The sequence below is a fragment of the Flavonifractor sp. An306 genome, from assembly GCF_002159455.1.
Lineage (GTDB): Bacteria > Bacillota > Clostridia > Oscillospirales > Oscillospiraceae > Flavonifractor.
The window spans coordinates 23,769-41,954 of record NZ_NFIQ01000004.1 but is presented as its reverse complement, the minus strand read 5'-3'; the positions used below and the strand labels follow the sequence as shown (position 1 = coordinate 41,954).

At 66.2% G+C, this 18,186-nt stretch carries 18 protein-coding genes; 12 read left to right on the top strand and 6 right to left on the bottom strand.

Annotated features, from left to right (window positions below):
* The first annotated feature begins 39 nt into the window (after nt 1–39).
* From B5F88_RS01680 to B5F88_RS01670, 3 genes are read left to right on the top strand one after another with little or no spacing between them, the layout of a single operon-like run.
* Nucleotides 40–1,623, top strand: a complete 1,584-nt coding sequence (locus B5F88_RS01680; RefSeq protein WP_087341259.1) for an ABC transporter ATP-binding protein — start codon at nt 40–42, stop codon at nt 1,621–1,623.
* Nucleotides 1,616–2,704 carry an ABC transporter permease gene (locus B5F88_RS01675; protein WP_087341258.1) on the top strand — a complete coding sequence of 363 codons (1,089 nt, stop codon included), beginning with the start codon at nt 1,616–1,618 and terminating at the stop codon, nt 2,702–2,704. The genes B5F88_RS01680 and B5F88_RS01675 overlap by 8 nt, the downstream gene beginning before the upstream one ends.
* Nucleotides 2,701–3,687: an ABC transporter permease gene (locus B5F88_RS01670; RefSeq protein WP_087341257.1), complete on the top strand. Its 987-nt coding sequence runs from the start codon at nt 2,701–2,703 to the stop codon at nt 3,685–3,687. The genes B5F88_RS01675 and B5F88_RS01670 overlap by 4 nt, the downstream gene beginning before the upstream one ends.
* 54 nt (nt 3,688–3,741) lie before the next feature.
* Here B5F88_RS01670 and B5F88_RS01665 read toward each other — a convergent pair whose 3' ends face one another.
* Both B5F88_RS01665 and B5F88_RS01660 read right to left on the bottom strand, forming a co-directional pair.
* Nucleotides 3,742–4,986 carry an MBL fold metallo-hydrolase gene (locus B5F88_RS01665; protein WP_087341256.1) on the bottom strand — a complete coding sequence of 415 codons (1,245 nt, stop codon included), beginning with the start codon at nt 4,984–4,986 and terminating at the stop codon, nt 3,742–3,744.
* Between the two features lie 391 nt (nt 4,987–5,377).
* The gene (locus B5F88_RS01660) at nt 5,378–5,824 is read right to left on the bottom strand and encodes a nucleoside deaminase (RefSeq protein ID WP_275532899.1); all 447 of its coding nucleotides are present in this window, start codon (nt 5,822–5,824) and stop codon (nt 5,378–5,380) included.
* A gap of 99 nt (nt 5,825–5,923) precedes the next feature.
* Between B5F88_RS01660 and B5F88_RS01655 the strand changes: the two genes are divergently transcribed.
* The 9 genes from B5F88_RS01655 (at nt 5,924) to B5F88_RS01615 (ending at nt 13,964) form a co-directional block, all read left to right on the top strand.
* The gene (locus B5F88_RS01655) at nt 5,924–6,493 is read left to right on the top strand and encodes a manganese efflux pump MntP family protein (protein WP_087341255.1); all 570 of its coding nucleotides are present in this window, start codon (nt 5,924–5,926) and stop codon (nt 6,491–6,493) included.
* A 2-nt stretch (nt 6,494–6,495) separates the two neighbouring features.
* Nucleotides 6,496–7,212, top strand: a complete 717-nt coding sequence (yqeC, locus tag B5F88_RS01650; protein ID WP_087341254.1) for a selenium cofactor biosynthesis protein YqeC — start codon at nt 6,496–6,498, stop codon at nt 7,210–7,212.
* Nucleotides 7,200–8,003 carry a selenium-dependent molybdenum cofactor biosynthesis protein YqeB gene (gene yqeB, locus B5F88_RS01645; protein ID WP_087341253.1) on the top strand — a complete coding sequence of 268 codons (804 nt, stop codon included), beginning with the start codon at nt 7,200–7,202 and terminating at the stop codon, nt 8,001–8,003. Before yqeC ends, yqeB begins: the two co-directional genes overlap by 13 nt.
* The gene (locus B5F88_RS01640; RefSeq protein WP_087341252.1) at nt 7,991–8,746 is read left to right on the top strand and encodes an XdhC/CoxI family protein; all 756 of its coding nucleotides are present in this window, start codon (nt 7,991–7,993) and stop codon (nt 8,744–8,746) included. The genes yqeB and B5F88_RS01640 overlap by 13 nt, the downstream gene beginning before the upstream one ends.
* A 98-nt stretch (nt 8,747–8,844) precedes the next feature.
* Nucleotides 8,845–9,336, top strand: coding sequence for an RNA polymerase sigma factor (locus tag B5F88_RS01635; RefSeq protein WP_087341251.1), 492 nt, complete (start codon nt 8,845–8,847; stop codon nt 9,334–9,336).
* Nucleotides 9,317–10,570, top strand: coding sequence for a hypothetical protein (locus B5F88_RS01630; RefSeq protein WP_087341250.1), 1,254 nt, complete (start codon nt 9,317–9,319; stop codon nt 10,568–10,570). The genes B5F88_RS01635 and B5F88_RS01630 overlap by 20 nt, the downstream gene beginning before the upstream one ends.
* A 19-nt stretch (nt 10,571–10,589) precedes the next feature.
* Nucleotides 10,590–12,146: a hypothetical protein gene (locus B5F88_RS01625; protein WP_140402035.1), complete on the top strand. Its 1,557-nt coding sequence runs from the start codon at nt 10,590–10,592 to the stop codon at nt 12,144–12,146.
* Between the two features lie 98 nt (nt 12,147–12,244).
* On the top strand, nt 12,245–12,730 hold the full coding sequence (locus B5F88_RS01620) for an RNA polymerase sigma factor (RefSeq protein WP_087341248.1): 486 nt from the start codon (nt 12,245–12,247) through the stop codon (nt 12,728–12,730).
* Nucleotides 12,720–13,964, top strand: coding sequence for a hypothetical protein (locus B5F88_RS01615; RefSeq protein ID WP_087341247.1), 1,245 nt, complete (start codon nt 12,720–12,722; stop codon nt 13,962–13,964). The genes B5F88_RS01620 and B5F88_RS01615 overlap by 11 nt, the downstream gene beginning before the upstream one ends.
* Before the next feature lie 53 nt (nt 13,965–14,017).
* Here B5F88_RS01615 and B5F88_RS01610 read toward each other — a convergent pair whose 3' ends face one another.
* From B5F88_RS01610 to xdhA, 4 genes are all read right to left on the bottom strand, one after another.
* Entirely contained in the window at nt 14,018–14,218 is a 201-nt protein-coding gene (locus tag B5F88_RS01610) for a helix-turn-helix transcriptional regulator (RefSeq protein WP_204246183.1), read from the bottom strand.
* A gap of 156 nt (nt 14,219–14,374) precedes the next feature.
* Nucleotides 14,375–14,866: a xanthine dehydrogenase subunit XdhC gene (gene xdhC, locus B5F88_RS01605; protein WP_087341245.1), complete on the bottom strand. Its 492-nt coding sequence runs from the start codon at nt 14,864–14,866 to the stop codon at nt 14,375–14,377.
* On the bottom strand, nt 14,863–15,744 hold the full coding sequence (gene xdhB, locus B5F88_RS01600; protein ID WP_087341244.1) for a xanthine dehydrogenase subunit XdhB: 882 nt from the start codon (nt 15,742–15,744) through the stop codon (nt 14,863–14,865). Before xdhB ends, xdhC begins: the two co-directional genes overlap by 4 nt.
* A complete protein-coding gene (xdhA, locus tag B5F88_RS01595) occupies nt 15,737–18,046 on the bottom strand; it encodes a xanthine dehydrogenase subunit XdhA (RefSeq protein WP_087341243.1) in 2,310 nt (769 codons plus the stop codon). Before xdhA ends, xdhB begins: the two co-directional genes overlap by 8 nt.
* Between the last annotated feature and the right edge of the window lie 140 nt (nt 18,047–18,186).

The following is an 18,186-nucleotide window of genomic DNA, read 5'->3' as shown; positions in this document are numbered from 1 at the left end:
CTCACCAAACCACGTCACATCACAGGAAGGATGACAGCCTTGGAACCTGTCCATGCCATTGAGCTGCGGCACATCACCAAGCGCTTCGGCGCCAAGGTGGTGGCCAACGACAGCATTGACCTGACCATCGACCGGGGGGAGATCCTCTCCCTGCTGGGGGAGAACGGCAGCGGCAAGACCACGCTGATGAACATGCTCTCCGGGATCTACCTGCCCGACGAGGGGGAGATTCTGGCCGAGGGCCGTCCGGTGACCATCCGCTCCCCCGGCGACGCCTTCGCCCACGGCATCGGCATGATCCACCAGCACTACAAGCTGGTGGAGGTGTTTACCGCCGCGGAAAACATCGCTCTGGGCCTGAAGGGGAAGGGCCATGACCGCAAGACGGTGGCCGCCCAGGTCCAGGCCATCAGCGACAAGTACGGCTTCGGCATCGACCCCAACAAAAAGGTGTACGACATGTCGGTGTCGGAAAAGCAGACAGTGGAGATCGTCAAGGTGCTCTACCGGGGGGCGGAGATCCTGATCCTGGACGAGCCCACCGCCGTCCTCACCCCCCAGGAGACCGAGCGGCTCTTCAACATTCTCCGGGCCATGAAGGCCGACGGCAAGGCCATCGTCATCATCACCCACAAGCTCCATGAGGTGATGTCCATTTCCGACAAGGTGGCGGTGCTCCGCAAGGGCAAGTACATCGGCACCGTCAACACCGCCGACACCAACCCCCAGAAGCTCACCGAGATGATGGTGGGCCACGCGGTGAGCCTGAACATCGACCGGCCCCAGGCCAAGTACAAGGACCTGCGGCTGGAGGTGAAGGGTCTCAACTGCCGCAACGGGGAAGGGGTGAGCGTGCTCAAGGACATCACCTTCCAGGCCTTCGGCGGGGAGATTCTGGGCATTGCCGGCATTGCCGGCTCCGGCCAGAAGGAGCTGCTGGAGGCCATCGCCGGCCTGCAGAAGGCGGAGAGCGGCCACATCTTCTACTACCCGCCCCACCCCAACAGCGACATCGCCGGCTATCACGTGCCGGTGGACAAGGCGGGGGAGGAGCTGGTGGGCAAGACCCCCAGCCAGATCCGGCACGTGGGGGTCTCCCTGGCCTTCGTCCCCGAGGACCGGCTGGGCATGGGCCTGGTGGGGGGCATGGGCATGGTGGACAACATGATGCTCAAGACCTACAAGGACACCCCCGGCCCCTTTGTGGACCGCAAGCCCCCCAAAGAGCTGGCCGACAGGCTGATCCGGGAGCTGGAGATCGTCACCCCCGGGGTGGCCACCCCGGTGCGGAGGCTGTCCGGCGGCAACGTGCAGAAGGTGCTGGTGGGCCGGGAGATCGCCTCCACCCCCACGGTGCTCATGACCGCCTACCCCGTCCGGGGCCTGGATATCAACTCCTCCTACACCATCTACCGCCTGCTCAACGAGCAGAAGATGAAGGGCGTGGCGGTGCTGCTGGTGGGGGAGGACCTGGACGTGCTGCTGGAGCTGTGCGACCGGATCCTGGTGCTGTGCGGCGGCCAGGTGTCCGGCGTGGTGGACGGACCGTCCGCCACCAAGGAGGAAGTGGGTCTGCTGATGACCCGGGTAGGCGGAGGAAAGGAGGGAGCGGCCCATGCATGAACCACATAGCCCCCTGCTCCGGCTGGCCAAGCGGGACGGAATGCCCCGGGGCCAGGTGTGGGCCATACGGCTGGGCTCCTTCGCGGCGGCCCTCCTCATCAGCGCCCTGATCTTCCTGATCATGGGCCACAACCCCCTGGGGGCCTTCGGCACCATGGTAACCGGCTCCCTGGGCAAGAAAACCGCCATCCGCCAGACGGTGCGCATCGCCATCCCTCTGCTGGGCACCGCCCTGGCCATCGCCCCCTGCTTCAAAATGCGGTTCTGGAACATCGGCGCCGAGGGTCAGATTACCGCCGGCGCTGTGGGGGCCAGCTACTTCGCCCTGTTCTGGGCGGATAAGCTGCCCCAGGTGCCCCTGCTCATCGTCATGGCCGTGGCCGGAGCCATCTGCGGCGGCCTGTGGGCCCTCATACCCGCCTTCTTCAAGGCCCGCTGGGGCACCAACGAGACCCTGTTTACCCTGATGATGAACTATATCATGATCGGCGTGGTTAAGTGGCTCCAGGGCGGCCCCTGGGAGGGGCGGCCCGGCTCCCAGATCATCCCCCAGTTTGACGACGCCGCCGTGCTGCCCAAGGTGCTGGGGGTCCACTGCGGCTGGATCATCGTGCTCATCCTGATGGTGTTCATGTTTGTCTACATGAAGTACACCAAGCAGGGCTATGAGATCGCCGTCATCGGCGAGAGCGAGAACACCGCCCGGTACGCCGGCATGAACGTGGGGAAGATCATCATGCGCACCATGTTCCTCTCGGGCGCCATCGCCGGACTGGTGGGCTTCATCGTCTCCTCCGGCGCGGACAACACCCTCCACGCCGGGGTGGCCGCCGGGGTGGGCTTCACCGCCATCACCGTGGCCTGGCTGGCCCAGCTCAACCCCTTCGCCATGGTGGCCATCTCCATGCTGCTGGCCGTGCTGGAGAAGGGAGCCAGCACCCTGGAGACCCAGATGGCGGTGCCCGCCTCCATCTCCGACATCATCACCGGCATCTTCCTGTTCTGTATGCTGGGCTGCGAGTTCTTCATCAACTACCGCCTGATTGTCCGGGGCGGCCATAAGGAGGGGGCTGCACAATGATCAATCAAAATGCCGTACTGCTGCTGATCATGGCCGCCGTCCTCAACGGCGTGCCCCTGCTCTTCGGCACCCTGGGGGAGATCCTGTCGGAAAAGGCGGGCAACCTGAACCTGGGCGTGGAGGGCATGATGTTCACCGGCGGGGCCATGGGCCTGGGGGCCGCCTTCTACTATGAGGCCGCCGGCGGCACCGTGGGGGTCGTCGCCGTGCTCCTGGCCCTGCTGTTCGCCTTCCTGGGGGGCGCGGTGGGAGCCCTCATCTACTCCTTCCTCACCGTCACCCTCCGGGCCAACCAGAACGTCACCGGCCTGGCCCTGGCCATCTTCGGCACCGGCGCGGGCCAGTTCATCGGCCAGTACATGCGGGAGAGCTCCGGCGGCTACGTGGCCGTCAGCAACGATCTGAAGGCGGTGTTCCTCAATTCCCCCTTCCCGTCGGCCCTCCAGCAGCTGCCCCTGGTGGGGCCCCTGCTCTTCGGCCACAGCATCTTTTTCTACCTGGGGGTGCTGCTGGCGGTGGGTATGTACTTCTTCCTCAGCAAGAGCCGCCCCGGCCTGTGCCTGCGGGCGGTGGGCGAGTCCCCCGCCACCGCCGATGCCGCCGGTATCCCCGTCACCCGGTATAAGTACCTGGCCACCGTCATCGGCGGCGGGATCTCCGCCATCGGCGGCATGGTGTACATCATGACCATCGCCAGCTGCGTGTGGAACCATGAGGCCCTCTCCGGCGAGGGCTGGCTGGCGGTGGCCCTGGTCATCTTCTGCCTGTGGCGGCCCCTCAACGCCATCTGGGGCTCCATCCTGTTCGGCGCGCTGATGATCCTCTATCAGCGGCTCCACCTGGCCTTCATACCCGACGAGTTGTACAAGATCCTGCCCTATGTGGTCACCGTGGTGGTGCTGATCCTCACCTCCCTGCGCAACAGCAAGGATAAACAGCCCCCCAATGCCCTGGGGCTGGCTTACTTCCGGGAGGACCGGTAACCAATGTGAAAACCCCCGGCGGTTCCTTTTGGAACCGCCGGGGGTTTCGTCTGTCTACAGGGGGATTACCGCCTGAGCGTCAGTGATGGGGACACAGGCCGGGTGGCAGCGGCCCTCCCGGCAGGCGTACCGGCAGTCCTCCGCCGGACGCAGGTGGGCGTCGGTACACAAAAAGGCGCAGTCCGGGCTGGCCTGGGCCAGCCCCTCCAGCACCGCCCCCTCCACCGGAAAACGGCGGTAGCCCCCGTTGGACAGGATGTACCGGTCCGCCGGGGGGATGGCGGGGAAGTGGCAGCCCTGCGTGCCGTGGCAGGGCAGCTTGACCACGGCGTACCGGGGGTGGAACCGCCCTTCGCTTTGGAGCAGCTCCAGCACCGGGGCGGGAGCGTCCCCCGGCAGCAGCACCTTGTCCCGCCACTGGAGCACCACCCCGCAGGCCTCCAGGGCGTCCTCCAGCAGGGCGGCCTGCCGCTGGGCGAAGGCGGACAATGGCCGGAGCCAGGGGGGATAGGGGGGGCGGAGCTCCTCGCCCCACAGGGTACGCCGCAGTTGATCGGCCTGGGCCCGCAGCTGGTTCAGCCGGCTCAGCGCCCCCCGCCGGGCGGGGGCGGCCAGGGCCTCCCCGTGGAGGAGGAGGAAATAGGCGGCCAGGGCCTCTTCCAGTTTGGCGGCCACCTCCAGCAGCTCCCCGCCCAAAGGGGCCCCGGCCAGGGCGGCGCGGCAGAGCTCCTCCATGGGCCCGTCGGCCTCCAGGAAGGACTGTCCCCCCGACAGAGGCAACCGGGAGAGGGCGGTCTCCGTCCGGGGCCACAGCACCTCCAGCTTCTGGCCGTCCAGGGGAAGCACATCCCCTGCCTGTACCGGCCGAAGCTCCTCCGCCTCCTCCTCCAGCCGGGCCAGCAGCTCCAGCAGCTCCCGGGCCAGGCCGTGGGCCAGGGTGCGGGGGGGCGCGGCCAGGTACAGCCGGGCAAAGGCGGGGGCCAGAGCCGCCTTGCCCCCCAGCAGGGTCCAGGGCAGATAGGCCGTTCCCACCTGGGCTCCGGTGCGGAAAAGGGGCGGGCAGTTCTCCCCCAGGGCCAGAAAGCCCCGGTAGTGGTTGGGGTGGAGGTGGGAGATCAGAATGTGGGTGGGCAGCAGGTCGTCCACCTGGGCGGCAATGGCGGCATAGGCAAAATCCCGGGCGGACAGGCTGCCGTCGGGGGCCTGACTGCTGCCGCCGCAGTCCACTACCAGCCGGCTCCGCCGGCCCTCCAGCACCGCGCAGTCCCCGAACCGCACCCGCTTGACCTGCAATTTCAAGGCAAATCCCTCCCTCCGTTACCATCAGCATAACACAGCCGGCCAAAAACGACAAGGGCCGGACGCCTGCTCCTGGCGTCCGGCCTTTGCCGAAGGAAAGAGGATACAATGAAATGAAAAGAAACTGTCTCTTGCAAGTATTAGGATACAGGAGAATTGTTAACGAAGAAATCCCCAGGTGTTACAGAAGTTTTAAATCCCCGACTTTTTCTGTAAACTTCCTGTAAGATCGGAAAATATCTGCCAGAACGTGGAAACAGGCAGCGGTGCGCTCCGCTGCCTGTTCCTATGATTGGAGGATAGAATGAAAAGAAGCTTTGTCTCTTGCAGGTATTATGGTAACAGGGGTTTGTTACAAAAGCTAGGGTAGTTTTGTTACAAAACCATTAAATCAACGCAGGTTTTCAAAAAAATTCTGGAGGATTTTCCCACATGCTTCCTCCAGCACTCCGCCGTACACCCGGGGCTTGTGGTTGAACCGCTCCTCAAACAGGTTGAGCACCGACCCGCAGCACCCCGCCTTGTCGTCCCTGGCCCCGTAGCACACCACCGGGATGCGGGCGTTGACGATGGCCCCGGCGCACATGGGGCAGGGCTCCAGGGTGACGTACAAGGCGCAGTCCTTCAGCCGCCAGCCCCCCAGGGTTTTGCAGGCCATGGCGATGGCCTCGATCTCCGCGTGGCCCAGGGCGGTGCGGCAGGTCTCCCGCCGGTTGCGGCCCCTGCCCACCACCACGCCGTCCTTCACGATCACGCAGCCCACCGGTACCTCCCCCTCGGCCATGGCCTCCCGGGCCAGCTCCAGGGCCTGGGTCATATAGTGTTCCCGCTCCGTCACGGCGCTCCCTCCTTGTGCTGTTTATCTTGTTATAGCATATTTGGGGCCGGTGTGCTATAATATTTTTTAAGTGTAGCTAACTTTTCGTTTGCGCAGGTGATGTGTGTGGTAGAGGTCTTCCTCATCGCGGTGAGTCTGGCCCTGGACGCCTTCGCCGTATCGGTGTCCAGCGGCATCGCCATTCCCGGCTTCGGCTGGAAACAGGCGGTGAAAATGGGCGTTTGGTTCGGGGCCTTCCAGTTTGCCATGCCCCTGGCGGGGTGGCTGCTGGGCAGCAGCGTCAGCGGGTACATCCAGGCGGTGGACCACTGGGTGGCCTTCGGCCTGCTGGCCCTCATCGGAGGGAAGATGGTCTGGGGCGCCCTGGGACGGGGCGCGGGGGAGGAGGATGAGGCCCCCGCCGACCTGTCCCCCCGGCGGCTATGCCTGCTGGCCATCGCCACCAGCATCGACGCGCTGGCGGTGGGGGTGTCCATGGCCTTTATGAAGGTGGACGTGTGGTTCTCCGCCCTGGTGATCGGGGTGGTGGCCTTCGTGCTGTCGGTGGTGGGAGGCCTGGCCGGCCGGCGGCTGGGGGCCCTGTTCCAGCGGCGGGCCGAGCTGGTGGGCGGTCTGGTGCTCATCGGCATCGGCGTAAAAATTCTGGTGGAGCACACCCTGGGAGGCTGACCATGGGAATCTGGGAACAGCTGCATCTGAATATGGCAGCCCACCGGCTGGTGGCCCTGGTGGGGGCGGGGGGCAAGACCTCCACCCTCTACGCCCTGGCGAAAGAGGGGGTGGAGGCGGGCAAGCGGGTGGTGGTCACCACCACCACCCACATGATGCCCCACCCGGGTCTCCCCCTTACCGACCACATGGAGGAGCTGCCCGCTCTGCTGGAGCGGCACCCGGCGGTAACTCTGGGCAAATTCCTCCGGCCGGACAAGCTCTCCGAGGCCGGGCAGCCGGAGGCGTGCCTGCGCTGGGCCGACCTGGTGGTGGTGGAGGCCGACGGGGCCCGGCTGCGGCCGCTGAAGGCCCCGGCGGACCATGAGCCGGTGATTCCCCACGGGGCGGCGGCGGTGATCGCCGCCGCCGGGCTGGACTGCCTGGGCAGAGCCATCGGGGAGATCTGCCACCGGCCCGAGCGGGTGTGTGCCCTGCTGGGGGTGGGGGAGGACCACATCCTCACCCCGGCCGACGTGGCTGCGGTGCTGTCCAGCCCCCAGGGGGGCCGGAAGGGCGTGACGGAGGAGATGGCCTTCCGCTGCCTGCTGAACAAGGCGGACACCCCCCAGCGGCAGGCCTGGGGAGCGGAAATTGGGGAAATCCTGGCCCAGCAGGGCATTTTCAGCACAGTGACCCACTATACGGAAAAGGAGCGGGGCGGAGCATGCTTGTTTTGATCAAAGGGGCGGGAGACCTGGCCACCGGCACGGCGGTGCGGCTGCACCGGGCGGGCTTTCCGGTGGTGATGACCGATATCGCCCAGCCCACGGCGGTGCGGCGGACGGTGTCCTTCAGCCAGTGCATCTACGACGGCGTGACGGAGGTGGAGGGCATCACCGCCCGGCGGGCGGCCAACGGGGAGGAGGCAAGCGCCATGCTGGCGGCGGGGGAGATCCCGGTGCTGGTTGACCCGGAGGCCCGCATTTTGGACGAGCTGCCCTTTGGGGCGGTGGTGGACGCCATCCTGGCCAAGCGCAACCTGGGGACAAGCCTGACCGACGCCCCCATCGTGCTGGCCCTGGGCCCCGGCTTTACCGCCGGAGTGGACTGCCACGGGGTGGTTGAGACCATACGGGGCCACGATTTGGGGCGGCTGATTCTGGAGGGCTCCGCCATTCCCAATACCGGCGTGCCTGGTGACGTGGGGGGCTACACCAAGGAGCGGATCATCCGGGCCCCCGCCGACGGACCCTTTGAGCCGGTGGCCCGGATCGGCCAGAAGGTGGAGCTGGGGGACGTGGTGGCGAAGGTGAACGGCGTGCCCGTTGCTGCCCAGCTCACCGGCATCGTCCGGGGGATGCTCCCCGCCGGAATCCCGGTGACAAAGGGCATGAAGTCCGGGGACATCGACCCCCGGTGTGAGGTGCGCCACTGCTTCACCGTCTCCGACAAGGCCCGGGCCATCGGCGGCGGGGTGCTGGAGGGGCTTTTGTACTTTGGAAGGAGGACAGGGCTGTGGAACGACTGATCCTGTGCGGCGGGGGCCACGTGTCCCTGGAGCTGGCCCATATTGCCGCCCGGCTGGAATTTGAGCTGGTGGGCATCGACGACCGTGGAGAGTTTGCCAACAAAGAGCGGTTCCCCATGGCGAGCCAGGTGCTGTGCATGCCCTTCCTGGAGGCCCTGGACCAGCTGGGCAGCCGGGAGGACGATTTCTACGCCATCCTCACCCGGGGCCACGCCTTTGACAAGGACTGCCTGGCGCACATCCTCCGGGGCAACTACGCGTACGTGGGCATGATCGGCAGCAAGACCAAGGTGGCCGCCGTGCGGAAGGCCCTGGAGGAGGAGGGCTTTTCCCGGGAAACCCTGGACGGGGTGTACGCCCCCATCGGGCTGAAGATCGGGGGCCAGACCCCGGCGGAAATCGCCGTGTCCATCGCCGCCCAGCTGGTGGAGCAGCGGGCCAGACGGGGCCCGGAGGCGATGCGTCCCCCGGAGGGGCCGGGTGTGCTGTGTACCATTGTGGAAAAGCACGGCTCCGCCCCCCGTGGAGTGGGCACCTGGATGCTGGTGCGGCCCGACGGTTCCTGCGCCGGCACCATCGGCGGCGGCGCGGTGGAGTACCAGGCCAGGCAGGACGCCCTGTCCCTGTGGCAGGCCGGGGTGGAGCACGCCCAGCAGGAGTACGACCTGTCCCACGCCGCCGCGGAACTGGGAATGGTGTGCGGCGGCCGGGTGAAAGTGGAATTCAGACTGCGGAAACAGTAGAGCGGAGGGCCGCCGGGCAGATGCCCGGCGGCCTTTTTTATTTTTTGAAACCTTTTTCTCACGCCCACCGTGTATAGGGCAGAAAGGAGGGAGCGCCTGTGGAGGAGCCATGGAAGGAGCCGGACTGGCTGGCCCGGCAGTACGGCCCGGCGGTGTACCGCCTGGCCTTCGCCCGGACGGGGAGCCGGGCCGACGGGGAGGACGTGATGCAGGAGGTCTTTGTCCGCCTGCTGAAGGCAAAGCCGGACTTTGCCGATGAGGAGCATGCCAAGGCCTGGCTGCTGCGGGTGGCGGCCAACTGTGCCAACGACCTGTTCCGTGCCCCCTGGCGGCGGCGGGAGGAGCCACTTTCCGAAACCATATCTGCCCCGGAGGGCCCGGAGCCGGGGGGCATGGTGGAGGCGGTGCTGGCCCTGCCCCCCAAGTACCGCGCGGCGGTGCACCTGTACTACTACGAGGAGCTGAGCGTGGCGGAGATCGCCAGGATCCTGGGCAAGAGCGAGGGCGCGGTGAAGTCCCGGCTGTTTCGGGCCCGTGCCCTGCTGCGGGAATGGATGGAGGAGGATGAAGATGTTTCCCATGGAGTATAAGCGGGAGATGGACGCCCTGGCGCCCAGCGAGGCGGCCATGGCCCGGCTGGAGGCGCTGACCAAAGGGGAGAGCCTGGAGAAGCCTGGAAGGCGGCTGGGCCGCCGGGCGGCGGCAGTCCTGGCCCTGTGCGCCGCCCTGACGGTGACGGCGGTGGCGGCTGGGCCGTCGGTGTGGAGCGCCCTGGCCGAGCACCTGGGGCCCTTTGGGGCCTATCTGAGCGCCGCTGAGGGCACGGTGACCCACCAGGGGGTGAAGGTGGAGCTGGTGGCCAGCCTCAGCGACGGCTATACCGCCATGGCCTACTTTACCGCCACCGATCTGACAGGCGGGCGGTTCAACGACCACACCCGGGTATCCGCCCGGCTGGACGGGGAACTGGCCGGTCCGGGCGGGGCTGCCGGGTGCAGGGTGATCTCCTATGACGCGGAGCAAAATCAGCTTCTGGTGCAGGTTGGCCTGGAGGGGCTCGACAGCGGCGCCGCCGTTCAGCTGGAGGTGTCCGGGTTTGACCCCGGCTATCACTACATCCAGGACGCCCGGTTCCAGCCGCCGGAGGCGGCCCTGACCCTTGCCGAGCAAATGACGGCGGAGGGAGACGTGGTGCTGAAGGCGGGGCAGACCCCCCAGACCAGCCCGGACACGGCGGATGTGTCCATCTCGTCCATGGGCTTTGACGGGGCGGGGAACTTCCACATTCGGCTGGCTCTGGCGGAGGGCTGCTCTGACAAAGCCCTGCTGGCGGTTCCCTATAATGCTGCCGGTGAGCAGATGGGACATACAGCGGCCCAGACCGCCGTGGAGGGCGGCGTGGACAGTGTGCTCGAAGGGATCACACCGGCGGATGTGGCGGATATGGCATATATCCGGGTATACGGCCCCTACCGGGGGCCGGAGGCGGTCATTGAGGGAACGTGGGTGCTGCCCGTGACCCTGGAACCGGCGGAGCAGAGTACCATTCCCATGGAGCGCATGCTGGGCGGCGGGATATATGTGGAGCGCATCCAGCTCTCCAATCTGAGCGCGGTGGTTTTTTACCGGAGCGGGGAGCGGGAATATTTTCCGCTCCAGATTACCGACACCCAGGGACAGACCGTGGATGTGCCCATGGCGTTTAAGAGCGTGGATAAGGATACCGCTCTGAGCTACGCCATCTATCGCTTTGACCAGCCTGTGGAACTGGGGGACATCGCCTCGGTCACCCTGCTGGGGGAGACCATCTCCCTTACCCGTTGACCTTCCGGCGTGCTGTGGTATGATAGGAGCAGAAGGGCGGGTGACGGCTTTGCTGTTCCATCGAAAGAAAACATACGGAGACTATCTGGCGGAGTATATCGGCCATGTGAAGGAAGGGGAACTGGCCTTCGTGCCCTGGGTGTACTGCGCCCTGGCCCAGGGCACGGATGAACAGAAGCAGGCCGCCGCCCATACCCTGGCGGAGGTGCTGGCGGGGCTGAACGCCGATGGCCTGGTTGCCATGGATCTGCGGATGCGGGCGACCACCTCCATGGAGTGGAGCATCTCATGGCGCACCCTGGGCCTGGAGGACTTGTTTGCCAAAAACCTGTCCCTGGCTGAGTGCCGGGCGGTGCTGGTGTTTTCCACCTTCCACCCCAACGGCTACATCCGGGAACAGGCGGTGGCCGCCCTGGGGACCGATTCCCAGGCCCTGCCCGCCGTGCTGCTGCGGTGCAACGACTGGGTGGCCCAGGTGCGGCAGGCGGCGTTGGAGAGCCTGAAACAGCTGTTGGATACGGCGGACGGAGGAGAGATTGCCGCCGCCCTGCCCATTCTGGAGAAGCTGCGGCGGAGCGGGCGGTGCCGGATGGACCATATCCTGACCCTCTTTTTCCGAGCCTTCCAGAGGGACCCCGACCTGCTCCGGCTGGGGCTGGAGAGCGGGGACGTGCGGGCCCGGCGGCTGTGCATCTCCCTGCTGCCTGCTCTGGGGGAGCCGGACACCGCCTATCTCCTCGAGCGGGTGAAGCGGGAGCCCGACCCCTTTCTGCGCAAGCTGCTGTACCAGACCCTGCTGGAGCTGGGGGTGGAGGGGATGGCGCTGAGCCGCCGCTTTCTGCGGGACAAATACCCGCCCAACCGGGTGCTGGCCCTGGAGTACCTGGCGGAGCACGGGGCGGAGGATCTGTTTGGTCAGGCCGTGTCCCTGCTGATGGACAAGAGCGGCCGGGTGCGGGAGGCGGCCGGGGAGGTAGTGGTCCAGGCTGACAAGGACTTTGACTTGCGGCAGTTCTACCGGGAGCGGCTGTCCGTCCGGCCCGCCGTGGCCATTTTGGGCCTGGGGGAGACGGGAAACCGGGCGGACTGTCCGGCTATCGCGGGATTTCTCTCCTGCCCCCAGTCCGCAGTGGCGCGGGCGGCCATGACCGCCCTCATGGGGCTGGATCCAGAGCGCTACAGTGAGGCCGTCACCGAAAAACTGGCCGCCGACCAGCCGGGGGTGGTCAAGACAGCGGCCCTGCTGCTGACCAAATACAGGAATTTCGATCCGGACCGGGTGTTTGCCATTTTACAGGCCAGCCCGGTGGAAAACACCAGGCTCAAGTGCGCCGCCCTGCTGTTTTGCGCCGGGAAGTGGGACCGGCTGACCTACGCCCTCACCCTGCTGGGGAGCGGGTATGAGAAGCTGGACCAGGCCTGCCGGAGACAGCTGGAGGATTGGAGCCACACCTATAACCGCAGCTATGCCGCCCTGGGGGAGGAGCAGCGGCGGCGGATCCTGGCCCTGCTGGAGGAGAAGGGGGCGTACCTGCGCTCCGCCATGGTAAAGCAGCTCCGGTTTTTGAGCAAGTAGAGAAAAAATTCCGCCGGATTCCGGCGGAATTTTTTTGTCCGGAGTGAAACAAAGGAGCCTGCTGCGTGGTGTAAGGAATAGAGAAAGGAGGGAGGACTATGGCCTATACCAGGCAGGAGCTGGAGGAGCTGGTAAACCGGCACGCCCCGGCGGTGTACCGCCTGGCCTTTGCCCGGACGGGCAGCCGGGAGGACGCGGAGGACGTGATGCAGGAGGTTTTTCTCCGGCTGCTCCGCCGCTCGCCGGAGCTGAACGGGGAGGACCACCTGCGGGCCTGGCTGCTCCATGCGGCGGCCAACTGCGCCAACAGCCTGCACCGCCGCCCCTGGCGGCGGCGGGAGCTGCCTCTGGAGGAGGACACCGCCCAGACGCCTCCGCCGGAGCACGACGAGGTTTTGACGGCGGTGCTGGCCCTGCCGGAGAAATACCGGGCGCCGGTGTGCCTCCACTACTGCGAGGGGTACACCACGGCGGAGGTGGCGGCGATTTTGGGGAAAAAGGAGGCCACCGTCCGCACCTGGCTCTTCCGGGCCAGGGGACTGCTGCGGGATATGCTGTGTGAGGAGGAGAGCTATGAGCGTTAACGGAACGGACATCCGCCGGGCCCTGGAGGCCGCCGGCCCCACCCCGGCCCAGCTGAAAGGGCTGACCGACCAACTGGAGGCGGCTCAGGAAACCCCCGCCCGCCGCCGCCCGGGCCGCCGGGCCATCGTGGCTGTGGCATTGTGCGCCGCCCTGGCGGTGACGGCGGTGGCGGCGGGGCCGTCGGTGTGGAACATTCTGAACTCGTACCTGGGGCCCTACGCCCCCTTTGCCCAGGAGATCACAGGCACCGCCAGCGACCAGAGCGTCCGGCTGGAACTGGTGAGTGCCGTCAGCGACGGCTATACCGCCCAGATCTTCTATACCCTCACCGATGAGGAGGGGGGCCGCTTCAACGCCGGCCACACCAGGGTGGCGGCCTGTCTGGAGGGGAGCAATCTGGGCGGGATGGGCATAGGCAGCCAGGTGGTCTCCTACGACGCCGGCAGCGGCACCCTGCTGATGGAGGCCAGCGCCACGGGCATCGACACCAGCCAGCCCCTGGAGCTGGTGGTGGAACGGATCGACCCGGCCTCCTATATGCTCCAGGACAGCCGCTTTCCGGCGGTGGTGCCGGAGGAGCCTTTGGAGACCGAGACCACGGAGGAGGGGGACGTGGTGCTGAAGGCGGGCCAGAACCCCCAGACCAGCCCGGACACCGACGCGGTGACCCTCTCCTCCGTGGGCTTTGACGGGGCGGGGAACTTCCACATCCGCCTGGCATTCGCCGAGGGGGTCACCGGCATGCTCCTGGCCATGCCCTGCAACGCCGCCGGGGAGCCCCTGGCCCATGTTACCGCCACTGAGGTGGAGGGAGGCATGGACTGTGTGGCGGAGGACTTCGACCTGGCCGAGCTGGCCTACATCCAGGTATACGGCCCCTACCGGGGCCCGGAGCCGGCCATCGAGGGGGAATGGACCCTGCCCCTGGAGCTGGAGACGGCGGAGCAAACGGTGATTCAGGTGGGCCGCACCCTGGAGGACGGGGTGTATGTGGACCGGGTGGAGGTCTCCGGCATGAACATCGCCGTCTTTTTCCGCAGCGAGGACGTGGACTGGTTCACCCTCTGGGCTACTGACCATGCGGGGGAGACCTTGGGTGTGCCCCTGAATTACATGAACCGGGGCGTGGAGCCCATGGATTTGAGCTGCGGCCTGTGGAGCTTTGAGACCCCCATGGACCTGGAGGACATCGCCTCGGTGACCTTCCTGGGGGAGACCTTCCCCCTGAGCTGAACGCAAAAGAAACGAGAGAGGCCCGGCGGCTGTGCCGCCGGGCCTCTCCCGTTTTACCGCCTGTCATCCAGGCCCAACAAGTAGTCCACGCTCACCTTGTAGTACCGGGCCAGCGCGATCAGCGCCTGGCTGGGGATGTCCAGCTTCCCGTTTTCATAGCGGGAATAGGTGGACTGGCTTACCCGCAGCACCCTGGCCATCTCCGCCTGGGAGAGATCCCGGTCCTCCCGCAATTCAGCCAACCGTGGATACATCTGCATCACCCATACCAAGCATATCCCATGCGAAAACTGCATCTTGCATTTTATGCGGTTTTCGCATAAAATTGCATGGGGTGACCAAAATGTACCGGAACAGGGGCAAAAAGGGCCCCGGCGCCAGAAATGGCGCCGGGGCCGTTACAGGGGGGCTCAGTCCCCCTTGCCGACAAATTTATGGGTCTCGTTCACCGCCCGCTCCACGGCGTTGAGGATGTTCTCATAGCCGGTGCAGCGGCACAGGTGGCCGGAGATGAGCTTGCGCAGCTCGTCCCGGGTGTACTGCTTGCCGGAGCCCACGATCTCCACCGCCGACATGATGATGCCGGGGGTGCAGAAGCCGCACTGGACGGCGGCCTCCTCCACGAAAGCCTTCTGCAGCGGGGTGAGCTCCCCGTTTTCATTCTGCAGGCCCTCCACGGTGAGGATGGTCTTGCCCTGGGCCCACACCGACAGGTAGATGCAGGAGTCGATGGCCACCCCATCCACCAGGACGGTACAGGCCCCGCACTCGCCCACCTCGCAGCCCTTTTTCACGCTGGTGAGGCCCAGCCGCTGCCGCAGGGTGTCCGCCAGGGACTCCCGGGGGTCGATGCCCAGCTCCACCGGCTTGTTGTTTACGGTACAGCGCAGAATTTCCATCATACGGCGGCGCCTCCTTTCCGGGCGGCCTCCCGCAGGGCGCGGCCGGACAGCTCCTCCACCAGCTGGAGCCGGAACTCCTTGGAGGCCCGCCAGCTGGTGCGGGGGTTCACGTCCTGAAGGGCGGCCTTGCCGATCTGCCGGATGGCCTCCTCAATGGGCAGGCCGGACACCGCCGCCTCGGCGGCGGGAGAGCGCATGGGCACCGGCCCGGCCACGCCGAAGGCCAGCTTGACGGTCTCGGCGGTCTGTTTGTCTGCGCTCAGCTTCACCAGACAGCTCACCCCCAGAGTGGCGATGTCCATGGCGTTGCGCATGGCGTACTTGATATAGTGGCCGGTAAAGCCCGCATAATTTTCCCGGGGAATGAGAATCTTCACCAGCAGCTCGTCCTGGGCCAGGTCTACCTTGCCCACGCCCTTGTACCACTGGGAGATGGGCACCTGCCGCTCGCCTGCCGGGCCCCGGACCACCAGTACCGCGTCCAGGGCCGTCAGGGTGGAGGCCGAGTCGGCGGAGGTGATGCCGTTGCACACGTTGCCGCCGATGGTGCCAGCCGCCCGCAGCTGGGGCCCGCCGGCCATGTCGGTGGCCTCCCCCAGCACGGGGATCTTCTCCCGGATCACCGGGCTGAAGGTCACGTCCCGGAAGGTGGACAGGGGGCCGATTTCCACGTCGCCGTTGGCGGCCAGGGTGATGCCCCCCAGCTCCTCGCCCAGCTCGTGGATGGACACCAGGGAGCAGCCGGCCAGCTTGCCCTCCCGGATCTTGATGAGCACGTCGGTGCCGCCGGCAATGACCAGGGCCTCCGGATTGTCCTGGAGGGCCCGGATGGCGTCGGCCACCGAGGTCGCCTGATAAATGGAGCCGATATCATACATGGCCGATCAGCCCTCCTTTCGTAAATTCCTCCACCAGCTTCTGGGGGGACAGGGGCAGGGAGTTCACCGCCACGCCGGTGGCGTTGAGCACCGCGTTGCGGATGGCGGGGGCCACCGGGATGGCCGGAGGCTCGCCCAGGGCCTTGTTGCCGAAGGGGCCGGAGGGGTCGTCGGTCTCCACGAACAGGGCGGTCAGGTCCGGGTGGTCCATAGAGGTGGGCATCTTGTAGTCCAGCAGGTTGCCGTTGAGCAGCCGTCCGGTCTTGGGATCCAGCTTCATCTCCTCGCTGAGGGCGTAGCCGATGCCCATGGACATGCCGCCGTGGACCTGGGCCGCAGCCAGAGCGGGGTTGATGAGCTTGCCCGAGTCGTGGACGTTGATGAGCCGCAGCACCTTCACCTTGCCCAGCGGGATGTCCACCTCCACCTCGGCAAAGCAGCAGCCGAAGGCGAAGGTGTTCTCCTTGCAGTGGTTGGTGTCCTCGGCGGAGATGTGGACGGAGTGCTCCAGGGAGTAGAAGGCGGTGAGGGCCAGCTCGGCCAGGGAAATCAGCTTCTCTCCCGCCCCATCGGTGATAAACCGCTCCGAAATGGTGAGGCCCTCCGCCTCCGGGAAGAGCCCGGCGGCGTAGGACAGCAGCTTCTCTCTAAACTCCAGGCCCACCTTCTTGATGGCCTTGCCGGTGACGTAGGTCTGCCGGGAGGCGTAGGCCCCGGTGTCAAAGGGGGCGGTGTCGGTGTCCTGGAAGGAGACGATATGTACGTCCTCGGTGGGGATGCCAATGGCTTCGGCGGCCATCTGGGAGAACACGGTGTCGCCGCCCTGGCCGATCTCGGTGGCCCCCAGCTGGAGCTGCACCGTGCCGTCCTGGTTGAGCACCATCCGGGCGGAGGAAGTTTCCAGGGAAATGGGGTACACGCCGGTCTTGTAGGAGAAGCAGGCCATACCCACGCCCCGGCGCACCGGGCCGGTCTGGTTTTTGTACTGTTCCCGCAGTTTGTCCCAGCCCATGGCCTCGGCGCCCTTGAGGATGCACTCCCTGAGGCCGGTGGAGTGGCAGGTGATGCCGTTGAAGGGGTCCACGTACCCCAGGGGCATAATGTTCTCCAGCCGGAACTTCAGGGGGTCAAAGCCGAATTGAAGGGCCATGTCCTCCATCATGCACTCGGCGGCAAAGTTGCACTGGGGGATGCCGTACCCCCGCATGGCGCCGGGGGCGGGGCGGTTGGTGTAGACGGTGTAGGCGGTGGAGTGGTGGCCGATCCGGTCGGGGTAGAGCTGCCGGAAGCCGGTGACGGCATTGGCCACGATGGCGTTGCCGTGGGAGGCGTAGCCCCCCTGGTTGGAGATGGCGGTGCAGGAGCGGGCCATCATGTGCCCTTCCTGATCCACCGCCGCCGCCACGTCGAAGGAGATGGGGTGGCGGGAGCGGGTGTTCTGGAAGGTCTCCTCCCGGCTCACGTCCAGCCGGACGCAGCGGCCCCCCACCTGGGTGGTGAGCCAGGCGTTGAGGGGCTCATAGAGCACCTCCTGCTTGTTGCCGAAGCCGCCGCCGATGTAGGGCTTCACCACCTGGATCTGGCCCCAGCCGATGCCCAGGGCCTGGCCGATGACCCGGCGGACGATGTGGGGAATCTGGGTGGAGGTGATGACGCGGATGCGTCCGCCCTCCATCCAGGCAAAGGACACGGGGTTTTCAATGTGGCAGTGCTGGACCTGCTGGGTCTCATAGTGGCCCCGGAACTGGTGGAAGGCCGGGTCGGCCAGCGCCTGCTCCACCGTCTCGTACCGGCTGTCGGCAATGGGGGTGCGCAGGTCCATTTTGGCCAGGATGTTGTCCGGCCGCTCCTCATGGATGGCGCCCGCCCCCTCCGCCATGGCCTGCTCAGGCTCCAGCAGGACGGGGTATTCCTCGTATTCCACCTTGATGAGCTCCAGGGCGTGCTGGGCGGTGAGCTCGTCCTCCGCCACCACGGCGGCGATGTCGTCGCCGTAGATGCGCACCCGGCGGTTGAGCAGCTTCCGGTCGGACATGTCCTGATGCTTGGGGTCCACGCTCCAGGGATGGCCGGGGGTGGGGTACTGGATGTCCGGCACGTCGAAACAGGTGAGCACCTTCACCACCCCGGGCAGGGCCTGGGCGGCGGAGATGTCCATGGACTTCACCCAGCCGTTGGCAATGGTGCTGTGTAAGATCTTGGCCTCCAGCACAGGCCGGGGGCACAGGTCGTCGGTGTATTTGGCGCGGCCGGTCACCTTGTCGGCGGCGTCCACACGGGGGATGCTTCTCCCGACTTCCATAAAACGCACCTCCTTTATCATGCCTCCAGTATACCTTACCAGTGGGAAAAAAGGAAGGTCTAACTTTTCCTGGGGTGACAGAAAGCGGCAGAAGAAAGAGTTGACAAGAAACATTTTTTAGGCCACAATTTTCGTGGTGT